This is a genomic window from Emticicia agri (assembly GCF_004168285.1).
Taxonomy (GTDB): domain Bacteria; phylum Bacteroidota; class Bacteroidia; order Cytophagales; family Spirosomataceae; genus Emticicia; species Emticicia agri.
In genome coordinates, this window is sequence record NZ_SEWF01000037.1 from 1 (window position 1) to 15,091 (window position 15,091).

Below are 15,091 nucleotides of genomic sequence, written 5' to 3' on the forward strand. Positions count from 1 at the left end.
AATTACCTCGCTCAAAGTTTAAAGACCAAAAGACTAAATATATCTCTTACAGCAAACTGCGAAAGAAAAGTTATAGAAAAACCAGAAGCAGGCAAAATGCTTTACTAAAATTGTTGGATAAAGGAATAGAAGCCTATCAATCCCTGCTCAATCAAACTCAAGCGAAAGGATTAAGTATGGTAGACGCTGAAACATTTAAGACCATTAAACTGGTTTATCAACAGCAAAAACAGCGATACTTACACCCACAAGCCAAGATACCAAACCGGATAGTAAGTTTGTACAAACCCTACCTCAGACCCATTATCAGGGGAAAAGAGAATAAACCCTTAGAGTTCGGAATGAAGGTTCATAAGTTGCAGGTAGGTGGAATCAGCATAATTGAATATGGAAGTTATGAAGCCTTCAATGAGTGTAAACGTCTGAAAATCAGTATAGTCAAACATAAAAGTACTTTTGGTCTATGTACCCATATAGCTGCTGACAGGATTTATGCTACCAATGAAAATCGTAAATATACTACTCAGAAGAACATCCAGACCAACTTTATTAGAAAGGGTACTGGAAAAGATGATAAAGCTACCAAACAAATCAAAGCAGTACTTAATAAAGAAAGAGCTACACGTTTAGAAGGCAGTTTTGGTAATGAAAAGGAACATTACCTCTTGCATAAGAACAAAGCCAGAAGTCCTGACAACGAACAAGTTTGGCTATTTTTCGGTATTCACACTGCCAATGCTGTTTTGATTGCCAAACGAAGACAGAAAGCTCAAAGGCAAGCCCAAATGGCCGCTTAAATTGAAAATTTCATATCAAAACTCACCCATAAAATGGGGTGGTTCAGTGTGTCTACTCGTAAACAGAAAAGTCTCAATTGACGAAAAACTCACGATAGATTGTACTTTTTAAAGATGTTGCTCTTTGAAAATCAACAAGACACTCAGATTTTTGAGTGTCTTGTCGTTAGAATATTTTATCTAAGAGAATTTCCAAGGAAAGCCTAAATAAGATAAAGAAATTTTAATCATTTTACTTCTATTATTCTCATCTTCCAATGATTACTCCTTACACCAATTCTGCTACTTCTTTATTGGCTTGTTCCGAAATCCATTGGTAGGTTTTTGTGATACCCTCTTTCAATGATTGTGATGGTGCCCAACCTAATTTCTCCTGAATCAGAGCATTGTCTGAATTACGACCACGAACTCCCTCTGGGCCTGAAATATTTTTAATGATAATTTTCTTGCCCGAAATTTCGGCAATCATTTTCGCAAAATCATTGATTGAAATCATTTCTTCCGAACCGATATTTACAGGACCAGAGAAATCAGATTCCATCAAACGACGGACACCTTCCACACATTCATCTACATACAAAAACGAACGGGTTTGTTTGCCATCGCCCCAGATTTCGATAGTGCCACCATCTTCTGCTTCAATTACTTTACGACAGATAGCCGCAGGTGCTTTTTCTTTACCACCTTTCCAGGTACCTTGCGGGCCAAAGATATTATGAAAACGAGCTACTTTTACAGTAATCCCTAAATTGCGTTGGTAAGTCAGGTATAGACGTTCGCTGAATAATTTTTCCCAGCCATATTCGCTGTCAGGTGCCGCAGGATACGCTGATTCTTCCGAACATTTAGGGTTTTCAGGGTCAAGCTGATTGTACTCAGGGTACATACAAGCTGAGGAAGAATAGAAGATTTTTTTTACACCTGCCTGTTGTGCGGCATGTAGCATGTGCAGGTTACAAAGTGCCGAATTGTGCATCACGGCCGCATCGTTTTCGCCTGTAAAAATATATCCTGCGCCACCCATATCTGCTGCCAACTGATATACTTCATCAAACCCACCTTCTGAAACATTTTTACAAACTACCGGGTCTGTCAAATCGCCGATTACGAAATCATCAGCATTCCCGTTTCCATATTCGTTATATTTTAAATCTACACCTCTCACCCAATAACCTTCACTCTTTAAGCGATTAACCAAATGGCCTCCGATAAAACCACCTGCTCCACATACTAATGCTTTTTTCATAGAAATAATTTTATGCTGATAAATAAAAAAATAAGTATTTGAATATCGTACAAATTTAGTAAACCTACCTTTATAAAAAAATTACTGAACGGTATTAAAAAGAAGATAAAGTGTTAAATTATCCTATTTTTATACATAAAATATATTTCTAAGGGAATTATCAGATTAGGTTCCTATTAAGGATTTATCTATAAAAGCATTCTTTATTATTTAAAGTAAAAGTAAAGAAGACAGTAGAAATATTTATTTATCGATAGAATATAACTATTTGAGGATTTACTTATAATTATTGAATTAAATTTGGTGTTCCTGTTGCATTATTCCAATTTTATGGTTAGCTTAAAAAAGATTTAGTCACTTTAGTTACAACGGAATTTTTAAATATAAGCTACCTTATTTACAGGTAGCTTATATTTTATTGCTGGATTAAAATAAGAAGATTTTATGACCATTACGTATAATCAATATCCTTTATTGAGCTATACTTCCTATAGCCCAAAAGATATTCCTAAGGAACTCTTCATAGGGGCTGTAAATAGTAGAACTATCCAGGAAATACTTGCTCATAAAGGGTATGCTCATTTTTTTCCCCTGATAGTAAACTTACAACGAAATACTTTCCAACCAAGTAATTACTTTTTAAGTCAAAATATTCAAAACCTCCTTTTGAATGAGGAAAAATCCAGGTTTTATTCTTTGAGAGAGTTTTCAAAAAAAAGTGATACCCGCTATGGATGTATTTTGATGGAAAATGGCTATACCTGCTTGTATGTTTATTTGAGTAAAAAAGATGCCTTACGCCTGAAAAGAATAAGTGATTCCTATATTGGGGTAGGTTACTATAAGAAGAATATTTTGATTGGATTTGAAGAAGGAGTCATTAATAATGATTCTTTAATTCTTCAGGAAAATGGTATTTATCCTGAAGAGGCTAATTGGTTAGATTACCTGACATTTTGTATCAGTGTTTTGGGCTATGCGGTTAACAATAGTTATCTGATGGATAGCCATGAAGTAGATGAAAAGATTTTCATGTTAAAGAAAAATGATTTGCTTCATTGATATACACTGTTTTAAAAATCAGGTAATCGTTTATCCCGCAATAGAATAATACAAATAATTGACCAAAAAAGTAACCAATGAAAAATTACGTATTGATTGGCTTTATTGCCTTATTTTTGCTTGACTTTAAAGCATTTGCTCAAAAAGAAACATTAGTTGAGCTATTAGAAAAGACTATTTTGCTTTCAGAAAATGAAAAAACAACTGAACTGAAAGATGCAATTGGCGATGCAAGTTTTGCCGTAGAAAGTGAAGCCTATACAAGAGGCAATGAGATGAAAAACCGAATTTTGAAGGAAGCCAAAGTCTTAAAAAGCTTCATTCCATTAGTAGAAGACGGTACTTTGAAAAAAGATTCTTTAAATAAAGTAGTTAATACCATCAGATTATTGATTGGCGTGAATCAGATTAATAATTTATTGGGGGAAGGTAAAGAAGGACTCATTGGTAATGCGGAGACAATCTCTACAAGTATCAGTCTCTTGCAAAAAGGTAAAGTCATCTTAGATAATGGAAAGCAACAAAAGCTAAGTGATTTATTAGCAGATGTGTCTAAAATAGTAAGCGAACTGGATAGTAAAGAAGCAAATGCTAAGGGAGCTGCCTCATCTGCTAAAAAAACTCTGGGAAAAATAGTTTATCTATTGAAAGAGACTATCTGATTTTACTTCTAATCTGATAATATATCCTTTATATTTATAAAGGATTGACTAGATACGTCCCATTTATCAGCTAATATACATACTCAGAAGGAAATGGTGGAAAGATTTTAGATGAACCAATTCATCCGTAGTATTTACTTTTTTCAATTTTATGGTAAGCCTTACAGCTAACTGATTATAGTAGATTCAGTGAAGGCTACCTTATTTGCCTAATAAGCTGATTACCCTATTAATATTTATTGTAGGGGAATAATGATTTTTGATAAGTAAATCCAGAAAAGGTAACCCAGATGCTATTTTCAATAGTGGCTGGGTCAGAATTACACATGGCCTTTACTTAACTAACTACTTTCTTGTCAATTTTCTATTCTCATTATATAATCTTCAATCATAGCAAAAAGTCACTATTTTTATAACTAACTCTAATAACAGTAATGAGATTAAAGGAATATATTACTTCTTTATCTGAGGGAGAATTTATCTAAAAATTAGCTGATCCTTGCTAAATAACTTTGCAAAGAATGCAAATCATATAGTTCAAAATAATTTGTTTAACAGTATTTAGAAAATAAAATAAAAGAGAGGTTATTTAAAAAGATGAACTTTATGTTAATTTGGCTTTTCAACCTATAATGATTATTACTTGATGAAATGTAAGTGCTATGAAAAGACGTAAGATTAACAAAAAGCGAAAGTGGTTTCCTTATTTAATTATTTTTATCTTAATCCTCTTTCTCTCTGCGGTTTTGTATATATTATACCAAGAACCATTAATAAAAAAGAAGGTAAATGCATATTTTGAAAAAAAAGTAAATACAGCGTCTGTATCAGACAGTACATTCATTGGGCGATGGGACTCCTATAATGATACTGCTTTGGATCTTACCATATTTAAGAAGAATGGCAGAATTTTTATTCATGAAAACCTATTTGATAAGGCAGTGTTTAATGAAGAGTTAGTCGCCGATACATTAAATACGGATATAAAGCTTACTTATAAAACCAAGGATAAAGATTTTTTAGGTGAATATTTTGTCATAGACAAAAAGAATAATTTACATTTTTTCAATAAAGAGGGAAAGGAATTAGCAAAAAAAGCGCCTAAATAAAAGCTATCTCTGCTGGCTATTGACTTTGTGATTTTGTTTCAGTTTCTCTTCCTTTAAGTAGACAAGCAATAAAGAATTATATAAAAGACTCCTCAGTTAATATTAGGTAGATTATAAACATCTCAATATTTATGTGATTTTATTAGAAATGGCAGGTAAATTATTTTTTAAGTAAAGATAATTTATCTGCTATTCTTTTGCTTGCTTTTATTCTTCTGTTAAGCATTTCAACTGATAATTCTTCTAAAGTTATCTCACAGAAACTTCGAAAGAAGTACCTCATTATCGTTCCTACTGCCTTTTTTAGGCTTTCAAGCTAAATAATAGCTATTCTTAAATTTATTTGACCCTTCAATTAAAAAAGCGTAGAAAGTTTGTCAAGCAATGAATAACAGCAAATAGAAAAGTAATGAACACTCTTGCATAATAACAAAGAAATTATACTTTATTAGCATTAACATGATTTAATGTAATTAGACAAGCAAGTTTAGCCATTTTCTTGATTGTTGATAAGCCGTAAAATAAAATTTTCAAGAAGTTCAGGTGGTTTTGTTTAGTTTTGCTTTGAGTGTTTCTTAGTAGGCACTCGTTGTAGTTAAATATGTAGAGTCTCAGGACTTTGTCTTGAGGCTCTCTATTCTCAAAAATATAGTTTATGCCGTGCTTAATCCGCTCTACTCATAAAACTTTCAGAATATTAAAACGTTTTTATTACTAAAAAGGGATTCTGGTAACTTCTAAATAGTTTTATAGTATTACATAGTCATAAATGTTTTATAAATATGAAAAGATTATTGTTATTGAATCTTTTTGTACTGATTCTGCAAGCCCATACTTCTATCAAATTTAAATGCTCAATTATTGCAGAGGGCGATTGCCTCTTAGGTAAAAATATGTTTATCAACAATCCTGATACACATTGGGCATATAAAGTAACAGTCAGAACTTTTAGACAGGAAGGGGGTAAAAAAAGCAAAAGCGATAAGGTTTATAACATCATTGCCGGGGGGCGGATTTTTCTTGGTTGTACGAAGGAATCTATCCTTTCCTACCCTCGTTTTGTTGATAAACGCTATGAAATTATTAGTGAGACTAAAATATAGCTATTAAAAAGCATAATGATAAACTATATATGTTGAATGGCTCCCAATTTTTCTATATTTCATATCCTTATTAAAAAGCTCATCAAGCCACAGGCATTATATGTAACTTAATAGGAATAATAGAGAGTAATTGAATAGTCATGGAGAGGTGATTCTGCTTGTCTGATAATGGACAAAAGATGGTTTTATAATAATAGGTTAGTACAATTCAATGATAGATATTGGTCATTTTCTATCTAAGATTTATTTATTTTCTTAAAGTAGAAATATCAGTCAAGTAATTCTTTGTTATATTGATTCGGCATAGATATAATTGCTTCCTACAGTCTTGCAGGTAGCTAACTACTCAATAATTTGATACAATTCTTTTGCTTTAGATTTAGACAAAGCGTTAAAATGCCACCACTTATTACTGCTCTTGAAGTATCCTGCTTTTTCCATTACATTTCTTAAAATCAACCTGTTGTCAATCTGTTTTTTAGTCAATTTCTCTGCTGCAAGCATCTGATTTTCCAAAACCGGTGAGGCAAGCTCCCCGAAATAATCATATTGGGTTCCCATATCTAATGGTTTCTTAGCCGAGGTATCATAAAGGGTAAGGTCGATTGCTGAACCATAGTTATTAATTGAGCCTTCAGCCGGATCATCCACAAATTCTACTCTTTTCGCAGGAGGAATAGTGTCCAGTGATGTCCAGAACTTTTGTTGCACAGAAAGTGGACGAGCACTGTCATAAATCAAAAGACGTAAATCAGGATGATCTTTCTGGAGAATTTTATGGGCATTGATAAGCATCTCAGCAGGTTTTTTTTGTAAATAACTTCTTGTCAATTCGCCATAAAGGTCTGTATTCATAAAGTTATCTGTGGTAGAGTATTTAAGGTCAACTAAAATAGTTGAATCCAACGTCTGAATATCAACTAAGCCTTGACTGAGCATTTGTTGTTCTAAATTAGATATATCGGTTCTTACCACGGCAGGCATTGTATCCTGAGGTGTATATAATGAATCTTCCTGGACTGTAAATGTGATATCATTACTGGAAATCCACGAACAACTGGTCATGAAACTCATTATCATTGCCATTCCTGAAATAAGGCGGAGTTTTAACATACAAAGGGTTTTTAAGGTATCAGATTACAATCTTAAGAATTAAATATAAATATAAGATTAATTTTATTTTACTAATAACTCTACCTTAAAATCGGCTATTTATGTGAGTAACTATGACTAATAGCTTGATTCAAAATCATAATTTTTATGAAAATAATAGAATTAATTTTTCTGTACTTCCTTGACAGACTTACGTTGCAAATAACCTTTTATATAATCATATTTCACAGTATATTGAAAAATAGTAACCTGAAAGAATTACCTTAAAATAAAAATTGCTATTAATTATCATACTTATAAGTTATTTTTGTAAAGGGATAAAATGAATTTCTTTCCCCTTTATAAGCAAAGCTATGGTAGTGATATTTGTTGTGACGATTATTTCAATAAGCTGTTTAACTATTGGGATTTATTCTTTAAAAGTTAAAGTATTTTCTAACGTTGAACCTCAAGAGGGGGCAGCATCCCAAAAAATATTTTTAGACTCAAAAGTTGCCTTAAGATTGGTAGAGTTAGGGGTCGGATTAATAGTAATTGGAGGATTATTTATATTATATAGTCTTCTGATGAATACAGGTATTGCTACTGGCGAAACCATAGAGTCCTTGGATGTACATCAAAAAATAGCTGATGCAAATTTAATCAATAAGAAAAGAGAATTTTTAACAGCTGCTATTATCCTGTTTATTAATGGAGTTATCATACTTATGATAGCTAACAGAATATTTCTTAATTCTGAAAATATTCCTCAAAGTCTACCTCATAAAAATAAGGAATTTACTAAAGCATCGCGAGAAGAACAGCTATTTTTAGCACCAGAAGTTTTGCTTGAAAGTAATACCTTTTCTTAATTCTTCTCCCGGGTAAACGATTCGTTTACTAAAAAATGATACCAGAATTTGCCTTGTAAAAATGCCCGATATAGTCGGTTGTTTTTATGGATAGTATATATATGCTACCGCCGGATAAAAAAATTGCTATTTTTTTCAAAATGACACAACCTTTTTGCTAAGGTTTCCGTAAATATTACAAAATATAATTCTTATAATTATATTTCATTGAATTTGTAATAGTAATTGTAGTTTACCTTTATAGACTATGATTATTGAATCAAGAAAGCCCGTTTTCATTGGGCTTTCTTGATTCAATAATATGAGTTAAGGTATGCTTGAGTATCAAATCTATTTTACCATGAACGCTAATTTTATGCTAAATCTAATTTACACTCAAACTGAAAAAATTGCCAGATTTATGATGGGATGTATTTTTTACATTTTACTGGCAATGACTATTCTTATCATTTCTCCCTTCATTTTTGCTGTGATGCTGATTGATACTAAAAATAGTATTAATCAGATTATTACCAACCTCAAATTATTACATAATACAGAAGGTTTTTCAGAGCTGAGCAAGACAAAACTATAAAGAAACTTTTCTTTGATTATTTGAAATAAGAACATCACAACTTTTATATTCATAGGGCTTTTGAAGAATATTTTATGAATATCATTAATGCCTAAGAATAACCTTAAATGCTCAGTTTTAGTTAATATAATGTTTAAGTCTTGGTTTTTATTAGAGTTCGCTCATCCCTTATTTAACTACCCACTGTAGAAGCTTTGATATGGGCTTAGCATAAAGGGTATACCATCTTGGAGATAGACCGTTAATTTTCCATGCATTGCGGTCTTCTTTATTGGCTGTTATCCGTTTTTTTAGAGAGTCATTGCTATTTCCTCCATTTCTCATTTTCATTAATACCTCTGGAACATGGTAAGAGGAAACCTTATGCTTGTAAAGCATTCTTAACATCAATTCGTAATCACTTGCATTGGGCATAGTAGGCACATATAAGCCATAAGTATCATAAATTTTCTTCTTCAAGAAGAATGCTGTATGAGGAGGCATCCAACCATGCAGAAATTTATTTCGGTTATAAGAACCTGATTTCCAGTTACGTTCAATTTTCGTCACATCTTTATTATTCACATAATGCAAATCTCCATAAACCGAATCTGCACCAGACTCTTTGAAAGCTTTCACGACTTTTGAAATTACCTGATTATTCGGGTAAAAATCATCAGACCCAATTATTCCTACAGCATCGCCAGTAGCCATTTCTACACCTTTATTCATTGCGTAGAAAATACCACCATCCTTTTCCGAAATCCACTTGATTCTATCTCCATAGGATTTAAGTATATCTACAGTTCCATCTTTAGAAGCACCATCGGCCACAATGTATTCAATATCAGGGTAATCTTGTGAAAGTACACTCTCTATAGTATCACGAATCGTTGCAGCAGAATTGTAAGCGGCAGTAACAATTGAAATTTTCATGAAAAGAAATCGGATTTTAAAATTTTCACTATGACCTTGTTTATATTATTTTTAGAAGTTATTCGAGAAAAATAAACAGTTATACTTTTCTTGATGGGATAATATTTTTGTAAAACCTTATTGAAATATTCATTCCTTAATACATAGAAGTATTTTTGAATTGAAGACTATTTTCGTCACGCTCTGGTAATATTTACAACTATCTCTTTTATTAGCTACCATTATTGAGATGAAAGAACTAATAGTCTCTTTCTTCAATTAACTTATGAATGGAGAAAATATATTTATACCCAATCAAGTAGGCAGTTTTTCTATTTCGACACTAACCTGACTGCCCAATAACTATCACTTATTACAGAAAATAACCTAATTGTAAATTTCTAATCTATTCAGAGATTTTGCTTTATGTAACAAAATTAGTTATTTCTTGTAAGAAAATTACCTTAAAAGCGCCCTAAAATAATGATTGACAAATAAAATTTTAGGGGTATATAGGTAATGTACAATAAATAAAGCAAATATTTAAATTTTGTTATTGATTGAACTTTTCTTGAAACCTTATGGAGGTTAGAAAGTCTAACTTTGTATTGCGCTAAATCTTTACTAACTTATAATTTCAAATTATATAAATCTCAGGCATTTTATTTTTGGATATAAAAATTCAGTTTATTGATTTAAAGTTGGAGTACGCTTACTATAGTAATAGGAAACAACGTTTATAAATTTATTCATAACCCATTCTTAGTAAAAGGAGAAATATCGCATATCATAAAATATGGAAACAGGTTCTCAACATTCGCAAATATATAATTTTGCAATAAATACTGGTAAGATATATGAGGATGTCAGAGAATTAAGAACAAAATTCTCTGATGAATTGCTAAGTGAATTTGTTAGAAGAGTTGAAAGTGCTCTACTTAGAAAAAGAATAGAGCCGGAAGTTCCCTTTCATCCAACAGAATGGAGATACCATAAACAAAAGTATATTTTATTCCGTGATAATAAAGATTTAGACCCATTTAGGATTCATTTCTTTTTACAACCAACAAACAATTATCCAAAGAAATTGTCAGATAAAGAATGGCTTTCGATAGTTTATGAAAAGCGTGTAGACATAAAGAAACCCATTAAGCAGTCAAATACATTGTTAGGAAAGGATAAGATTCCTAATGATGAAGAAGCACATAAGAACGAAAACTATACATTTCTTGAGAATTTTAAAGGGAATGATAAAATTGATAAATCAAAAGAACAGAAAATAGAATACATTGATGAGGTTTCAACAGAAAAGAAAAAAGAAGTTCTAAAAAAACTAAAAAGTGGTAAATATTACATGGCAGATGACGACAATGATCCGTTCCAATGGCGGAGATGGAGATATAATATTTATTCTTATTACCAAAAATGTATATTGGATTTTAAAGAAGACAGAAAAGATTTTGAATATTTTTTTGCTTTTAAATTAGAACTCATAGACCCTTATGATGTAAAATTGTTTTTGAACTGGCATTTAGAAAATACATTTTCTAATGATTTAGAACAATTTAAGGAATTTATAGATATACTTTTTATGAAATATAACGAGATTCTATTTGACCCAACAATTAAATCTTTATGTATGAAATTTTCTGAAAAAAATAAAGAAATAGAGTTAAAGCAACCAGAAGAAAAAAAAACAAAGTTAGGGCGAAAAACAACAGATAAGTTAGAGATTCCGATTACTATAAGCAGAGAGTCATCAGATAAAATAACAAGATTAACAAGTGAGCAGACAGCAATTCTATTTAAGTATCTTCAAGAAGAGGGTATATTGTTGCAAGATAATAATTTATTAAGTAAGGTTAGTATGGCAAGAGCTATTAGAGCATTAACAGGATTGAGCGACGATAAATTAAAAAAGCATATTCAAAAATATAAGCACAGTAATACGGATATAAGACAAGTTTTGAAATATTTAGAAAATATTAAACAATTGATAGACAGAGATTTAAAGCAAAAAAAAGGTCCCAACTAATATTAATTGGGATCCCCAATTATATAAATAACCACAAATAATGCTATTTCATTTGCGAAGAATTTTAAACTAAAATTTTTCAAAGATGAACCTCATTATCACCACACCAGAAGAATTAGAAAAGCTAATTCAGGAAGCAATTAAAAAAATTTCAGCAACTTTTACTCCCCAACCTATTCAAGTAGAAAACAAGCCCATGACAATTGAAGAGGCTTCTAAATTTCTGCAAATACCTAAAAATACGCTCTATAAATACACCCATGAGCGTTCTATCCCTTTCCGTAAAATAGGTCGTTCCTTACGCTTCAATCAAAAAGATTTAGTTGAATGGCTTGAAGAAAATCGCAAACTTACAAAGTTTGAGACTGAAAACAGGGCTCTGTCTGAATTTTCAAAACCGAAAAGAAAATGAAAGGAGAAGCACCAAAATGTTCTCAAAGTAACGAGGTGTTATTTTGGGAACATATTTTGGAAAAGAACCTCCAGAATATCGACAAAATTCTTGCTATAAAACAAGCATATCTGGCTAAACTAACCTATCTCTCATTAGATTCTCTAACACAAACTAATGCCCGACACATTCAGTTACTCGAAAATGAAATTGGTGCATTTATAGAATGCAAAGAGACTATCAATAATCTTAAAATAGCTTATGTCTCAGCTACTATCCGCAATGCTGACCTATTGATTTTCTTGGATTGTCAGAACTGGGCTTTGAAAAATGAAAACCGACAATTACGCTTAGAAAACACAGATTTAAAGCACCACAGCCAGTATCTTGACAATCTCTCAGATACCCTCTTGAAATTCATTCATAAGTCCAGAAAGGAGGTAAGACATGACTGATAGCAACAGACACTATTCTAAAAACTTACAAATCATTCTGGCTTCTCAAGCAAAATTAAAAGAATATAGCTGTAAGAAAATTTTAGGTAAAAATCCCATCATTTCTTTAGGTCAATTTGGTGTCATTTTTCCCAAAACAATTAATATTATTCAAGGAAAAAAAGGCGTACATAAATCTCGTATCACGGAGAATTTCTGTGCATTATTGCTTTCTAAAGAAATTGATAAACCATTTCTTGGATTCAAGAAAAATATATTGGAAAGATATGCTGTATTGTATGTAGATACCGAAAGAAATCAGGCTGAACAGTTCCCTTTAGCTATACAAAAAATCAAACGTTTAGCTGGCTATGAGATAGAAGAACATCCACCAAACTTTAGCTATGTTTCTTTAATAGAAATCAAGCGTGTAGAAAGATTTGACGCCATCAAAGAATATCTGGACTATTTCAGAGAAGAAAATTCAGACCAACAACTATTTATTGTTTTTGATGTACTAACCGACTGTATCGGAAATTTCAATAACGTCTCAGAAAGCATGGAATTAGTAGATATGCTTAATGATTTGATTAATTACCATAATGTAACACTTTTATGTGTGATACATGAAAACCCAGGAAATGGAAGTGAAAAGGGTAGAGGACATTTAGGAACAGAGTTGAATAACAAGGCGAGCCAAGTAATGCAGATAGGCTTTGAAAAAGACAACAAAGGCAATGATACTGATTTGATACGTCTGAAGTGTTTGCATGCCCGAAGTACAAAGAAACTTGAACCTGTCTATTTAGAATATTCAGAAGAAGCCAAGGGATTAGTATTAGCCTCAAGTGATTTTGTAGCCGAAAGAATGGCACAAAAAAAAGAGAAGGCAACTTTAGCAGAGATACAATCATGGATTCAGGAAAACATGGGTGCTGAGATGAATAAAGAACATCTGATGAATAATCTGATAGCATATTTTGATTGCAGCAAAAGAACGGTTGAAGAACGCTTGAAGGAGTTAGTAGAAAGTAATTTCCTCACAAAAGAAAAGCATGGCAGAGAAGTGGTTTATGCGCTTACAATTCCCTTCTAAACAATGTTTGCAATTGCAAACCCCTATATAGGGCTTTGCGGTTGCAAATGTCAATCAAAATTAAAATTTAAGAAACGATGAGAACAAAATATAAGACCTCAACTCGTTCGGCCTTGGCAGAACAATACAAAGTAAGTTTACCGACCTTCAGAAAATGGTTGATGAGGATTCCTGATTTAGAGTTATCAGAGACTCAACGGACATTGACACCCAAACAAGTGGAGAAGATATGCACACATTTAGGAGAACCACCAGATTAAGTTGTATTAACCTAAAATAATTTGAATTAATGTGAGTTAACGGTGATTAACCTCAATTAACTGAAAAGCGGTTTCTTGAGGTTTCTTATTTTTGAGGTGTACTAAAACGAAAAATAATATGCACCCAACAATGAGAACGGGAAGAGCTTTGCAACTGGAAGAAATTGCAAACTCACCGAACAAGGTAACGTTAGGATTCAAGTGTAATGCTCAATTGAAAATTAGTTTGGCAATGGAAGCCCAGAATTATAGCATGAGCCTTTCAGAGTATGTAGAAACTCTTGTAGAAAACCGTCATGCGCAGCAGCAAAACATGGCGATTGCAAAAGCACCAAATGAAAGTGGTGAAATCTGGCAATTGACTAACCAGATTAAGGAATTGAAAGCGAAACTTGCTTTTTTCTATGAAGAACCTATAATGAAAAAAGCTTTTCAAGAAAGCAAGGGGAAGATTGTGCCATACATTGATAAAAACGGAATTCCTCGAAGAGATTCCATTATAACTATTGAGGATGTCTATAAGATTTTATTTAAAACCAATAAACTTTAATAAACCATGTTTCAACAAATAGAACAACCGTTTACAAGTGTGTCCTACACTGAGCCTTCATCATTAGAGTTTACCACAAATTATATGGAATATGATAAAAAAGAATCTAATAATTTAGGTTGGATACTTGCTCTTTTCCTAATCATCTGCGGAATTTTAGGATTTCTTATTTGGAAAATTAGAGATGAAAAAACAAAACAGCTTGAAATAGAGGAAGCTGAGTTGATTGAGGATACATAAAAGCAAATAAATCCGATATTATTCCAAAGCATCATGACTCAATAGTTGTGATGCTTTTTTTATGATGAATTTTAATAAGCAATGTTTAAAATTCAGTATTAGTAATTGCAATACAAAACGTTAATTCGAAATTGAATAGAAAAGAAGATAATACTAAAACTGATTCTATGTTTTTAAAAAAACTTTAATAAGGTAATTTTGTATTGCAAATTGTATTGCAACTTTTGATTTAAAGTTGAAAAATGGGAATAAAAAAAGCCTCATAACTTGCTTGTTATAAGGCTTTTAATCCTGTCGGGGTGGCCAGATTCGAACTGACGACCTTCTGCTCCCAAAGCAGACGCGATACCGGGCTACGCTACACCCCGAGGGCGGTATCTTAAAATTTGAGAGTGCAAAGGTAGAAGTTTTTATTTGTAAATCAAAAATTAATTTCAAAACTTTTACACATTCTCGCGGAGAGGGCGGGATTCGAACCCGCGGTACGCTTTAGACGTACGACAGTTTAGCAAACTGCTCCTTTCGGCCACTCAGGCACCTCTCCTTTCCCGTTTGGGACTGCAAATATACAGGCTCATTTTATTTAAACAAAACTGATGCCCTATTTTTTCTTATTTTTTTAGTAAAATCTAATTATGGCTCAATAATCTCGTCAGTAGTAAACGAAATCGGAA

16 protein-coding genes and 2 tRNA genes are annotated in these 15,091 nt (G+C 32.1%); 13 read left to right on the forward strand and 5 right to left on the reverse strand.

The genetic code is table 11. The features are described from left to right. Nucleotides 1–797 (forward strand): transposase family protein (locus EWM59_RS27745; RefSeq protein ID WP_510186008.1); only part of this gene is annotated, 797 nt, incomplete at its 5' end. Nucleotides 798–1,065: 268 nt separating this feature from the next. On the opposite strand, the gene EWM59_RS20250 is transcribed toward EWM59_RS27745, so the two are convergent. Continuing rightward, nucleotides 1,066–2,043: an NAD-dependent epimerase/dehydratase family protein gene (locus EWM59_RS20250; RefSeq protein ID WP_130023073.1), complete on the reverse strand. Its 978-nt coding sequence runs from the start codon at nt 2,041–2,043 to the stop codon at nt 1,066–1,068. 444 nt (nt 2,044–2,487) lie between these two features. Here EWM59_RS20250 and EWM59_RS20255 point away from each other — a divergent pair, with 444 nt between their 5' ends. From EWM59_RS20255 to EWM59_RS20270, 4 genes are all read left to right on the forward strand, one after another. Beyond that, on the forward strand, nt 2,488–3,105 hold the full coding sequence (locus EWM59_RS20255) for a hypothetical protein (RefSeq protein WP_130023074.1): 618 nt from the start codon (nt 2,488–2,490) through the stop codon (nt 3,103–3,105). A gap of 77 nt (nt 3,106–3,182) precedes the next feature. Beyond that, nucleotides 3,183–3,767 (forward strand): hypothetical protein, encoded by a 585-nt coding sequence (locus tag EWM59_RS20260; RefSeq protein WP_130023075.1) that lies wholly within the window; start codon nt 3,183–3,185, stop codon nt 3,765–3,767. 662 nt (nt 3,768–4,429) lie between these two features. Then, complete coding sequence (locus tag EWM59_RS20265) at nt 4,430–4,876, forward strand: hypothetical protein (RefSeq protein ID WP_130023076.1); 447 nt, start codon at nt 4,430–4,432, stop codon at nt 4,874–4,876. 782 nt (nt 4,877–5,658) lie between these two features. Next, a complete protein-coding gene (locus tag EWM59_RS20270) occupies nt 5,659–5,979 on the forward strand; it encodes a hypothetical protein (protein ID WP_130023077.1) in 321 nt (106 codons plus the stop codon). A gap of 342 nt (nt 5,980–6,321) precedes the next feature. Here EWM59_RS20270 and EWM59_RS20275 read toward each other — a convergent pair whose 3' ends face one another. Further along, the gene (locus EWM59_RS20275; RefSeq protein ID WP_229239398.1) at nt 6,322–7,092 is read right to left on the reverse strand and encodes a M15 family metallopeptidase; all 771 of its coding nucleotides are present in this window, start codon (nt 7,090–7,092) and stop codon (nt 6,322–6,324) included. 353 nt (nt 7,093–7,445) lie between these two features. Here EWM59_RS20275 and EWM59_RS20280 point away from each other — a divergent pair, with 353 nt between their 5' ends. Next, nucleotides 7,446–7,943 (forward strand): hypothetical protein, encoded by a 498-nt coding sequence (locus EWM59_RS20280; protein ID WP_130023078.1) that lies wholly within the window; start codon nt 7,446–7,448, stop codon nt 7,941–7,943. Nucleotides 7,944–8,685: 742 nt separating this feature from the next. On the opposite strand, the gene EWM59_RS20285 is transcribed toward EWM59_RS20280, so the two are convergent. Beyond that, entirely contained in the window at nt 8,686–9,432 is a 747-nt protein-coding gene (locus EWM59_RS20285) for a glycosyltransferase family 2 protein (RefSeq protein ID WP_130023079.1), read from the reverse strand. A 775-nt stretch (nt 9,433–10,207) separates the two neighbouring features. On the opposite strand from EWM59_RS20285, the gene EWM59_RS20290 reads away from it, so the two are divergent. From EWM59_RS20290 to EWM59_RS20320, 7 genes are all read left to right on the forward strand, one after another. After that, nucleotides 10,208–11,446 (forward strand): hypothetical protein, encoded by a 1,239-nt coding sequence (locus EWM59_RS20290; protein WP_130023080.1) that lies wholly within the window; start codon nt 10,208–10,210, stop codon nt 11,444–11,446. 85 nt (nt 11,447–11,531) lie between these two features. Further along, nucleotides 11,532–11,858 carry a helix-turn-helix domain-containing protein gene (locus tag EWM59_RS20295; protein ID WP_130023081.1) on the forward strand — a complete coding sequence of 109 codons (327 nt, stop codon included), beginning with the start codon at nt 11,532–11,534 and terminating at the stop codon, nt 11,856–11,858. Nucleotides 11,859–11,914: 56 nt separating this feature from the next. After that, the gene (locus tag EWM59_RS20300; RefSeq protein WP_130023082.1) at nt 11,915–12,292 is read left to right on the forward strand and encodes a hypothetical protein; all 378 of its coding nucleotides are present in this window, start codon (nt 11,915–11,917) and stop codon (nt 12,290–12,292) included. Beyond that, nucleotides 12,285–13,367: a hypothetical protein gene (locus EWM59_RS20305; RefSeq protein ID WP_130023083.1), complete on the forward strand. Its 1,083-nt coding sequence runs from the start codon at nt 12,285–12,287 to the stop codon at nt 13,365–13,367. Before EWM59_RS20300 ends, EWM59_RS20305 begins: the two co-directional genes overlap by 8 nt. A 77-nt stretch (nt 13,368–13,444) precedes the next feature. After that, entirely contained in the window at nt 13,445–13,627 is a 183-nt protein-coding gene (locus EWM59_RS20310; protein WP_130023084.1) for a hypothetical protein, read from the forward strand. Nucleotides 13,628–13,757: 130 nt separating this feature from the next. After that, entirely contained in the window at nt 13,758–14,177 is a 420-nt protein-coding gene (locus tag EWM59_RS20315; RefSeq protein ID WP_130023085.1) for a hypothetical protein, read from the forward strand. A 6-nt stretch (nt 14,178–14,183) separates the two neighbouring features. Next, nucleotides 14,184–14,417 carry a hypothetical protein gene (locus tag EWM59_RS20320; protein WP_130023086.1) on the forward strand — a complete coding sequence of 78 codons (234 nt, stop codon included), beginning with the start codon at nt 14,184–14,186 and terminating at the stop codon, nt 14,415–14,417. A 294-nt stretch (nt 14,418–14,711) separates the two neighbouring features. On the opposite strand, the gene EWM59_RS20325 is transcribed toward EWM59_RS20320, so the two are convergent. Together EWM59_RS20325 and EWM59_RS20330 are read right to left on the reverse strand one after the other, a co-directional pair. Further along, a tRNA-Pro gene (locus tag EWM59_RS20325) sits at nt 14,712–14,785 on the reverse strand. 88 nt (nt 14,786–14,873) lie between these two features. Continuing rightward, nucleotides 14,874–14,961, reverse strand: a tRNA-Ser gene (locus EWM59_RS20330). Between the last annotated feature and the right edge of the window lie 130 nt (nt 14,962–15,091).

Excerpts from the sequence above, each read along its gene's own strand:
- EWM59_RS20270 (WP_130023077.1), top strand. The coding sequence starts at position 5,659 with ATGAAAAGATTATTGTTATTGAATCTTTTTGTACTGATTCTGCAAGCC.
- EWM59_RS20290 (WP_130023080.1), top strand. The coding sequence starts at position 10,208 with ATGGAAACAGGTTCTCAACATTCGCAAATATATAATTTTGCAATAAAT.
- EWM59_RS20275 (WP_229239398.1), bottom strand. The coding sequence starts at position 7,092 with ATGTTAAAACTCCGCCTTATTTCAGGAATGGCAATGATAATGAGTTTC.
- EWM59_RS20265 (WP_130023076.1), top strand. The coding sequence starts at position 4,430 with ATGAAAAGACGTAAGATTAACAAAAAGCGAAAGTGGTTTCCTTATTTA.
- EWM59_RS20305 (WP_130023083.1), top strand. The coding sequence starts at position 12,285 with ATGACTGATAGCAACAGACACTATTCTAAAAACTTACAAATCATTCTG.
- EWM59_RS20260 (WP_130023075.1), top strand. The coding sequence starts at position 3,183 with ATGAAAAATTACGTATTGATTGGCTTTATTGCCTTATTTTTGCTTGAC.
- EWM59_RS20310 (WP_130023084.1), top strand. The coding sequence starts at position 13,445 with ATGAGAACAAAATATAAGACCTCAACTCGTTCGGCCTTGGCAGAACAA.
- EWM59_RS20315 (WP_130023085.1), top strand. The coding sequence starts at position 13,758 with ATGAGAACGGGAAGAGCTTTGCAACTGGAAGAAATTGCAAACTCACCG.
- EWM59_RS20255 (WP_130023074.1), top strand. The coding sequence starts at position 2,488 with ATGACCATTACGTATAATCAATATCCTTTATTGAGCTATACTTCCTAT.
- EWM59_RS20280 (WP_130023078.1), top strand. The coding sequence starts at position 7,446 with ATGGTAGTGATATTTGTTGTGACGATTATTTCAATAAGCTGTTTAACT.
- EWM59_RS20285 (WP_130023079.1), bottom strand. The coding sequence starts at position 9,432 with ATGAAAATTTCAATTGTTACTGCCGCTTACAATTCTGCTGCAACGATT.
- EWM59_RS20250 (WP_130023073.1), bottom strand. The coding sequence starts at position 2,043 with ATGAAAAAAGCATTAGTATGTGGAGCAGGTGGTTTTATCGGAGGCCAT.
- EWM59_RS20320 (WP_130023086.1), top strand. The coding sequence starts at position 14,184 with ATGTTTCAACAAATAGAACAACCGTTTACAAGTGTGTCCTACACTGAG.
- EWM59_RS20295 (WP_130023081.1), top strand. The coding sequence starts at position 11,532 with ATGAACCTCATTATCACCACACCAGAAGAATTAGAAAAGCTAATTCAG.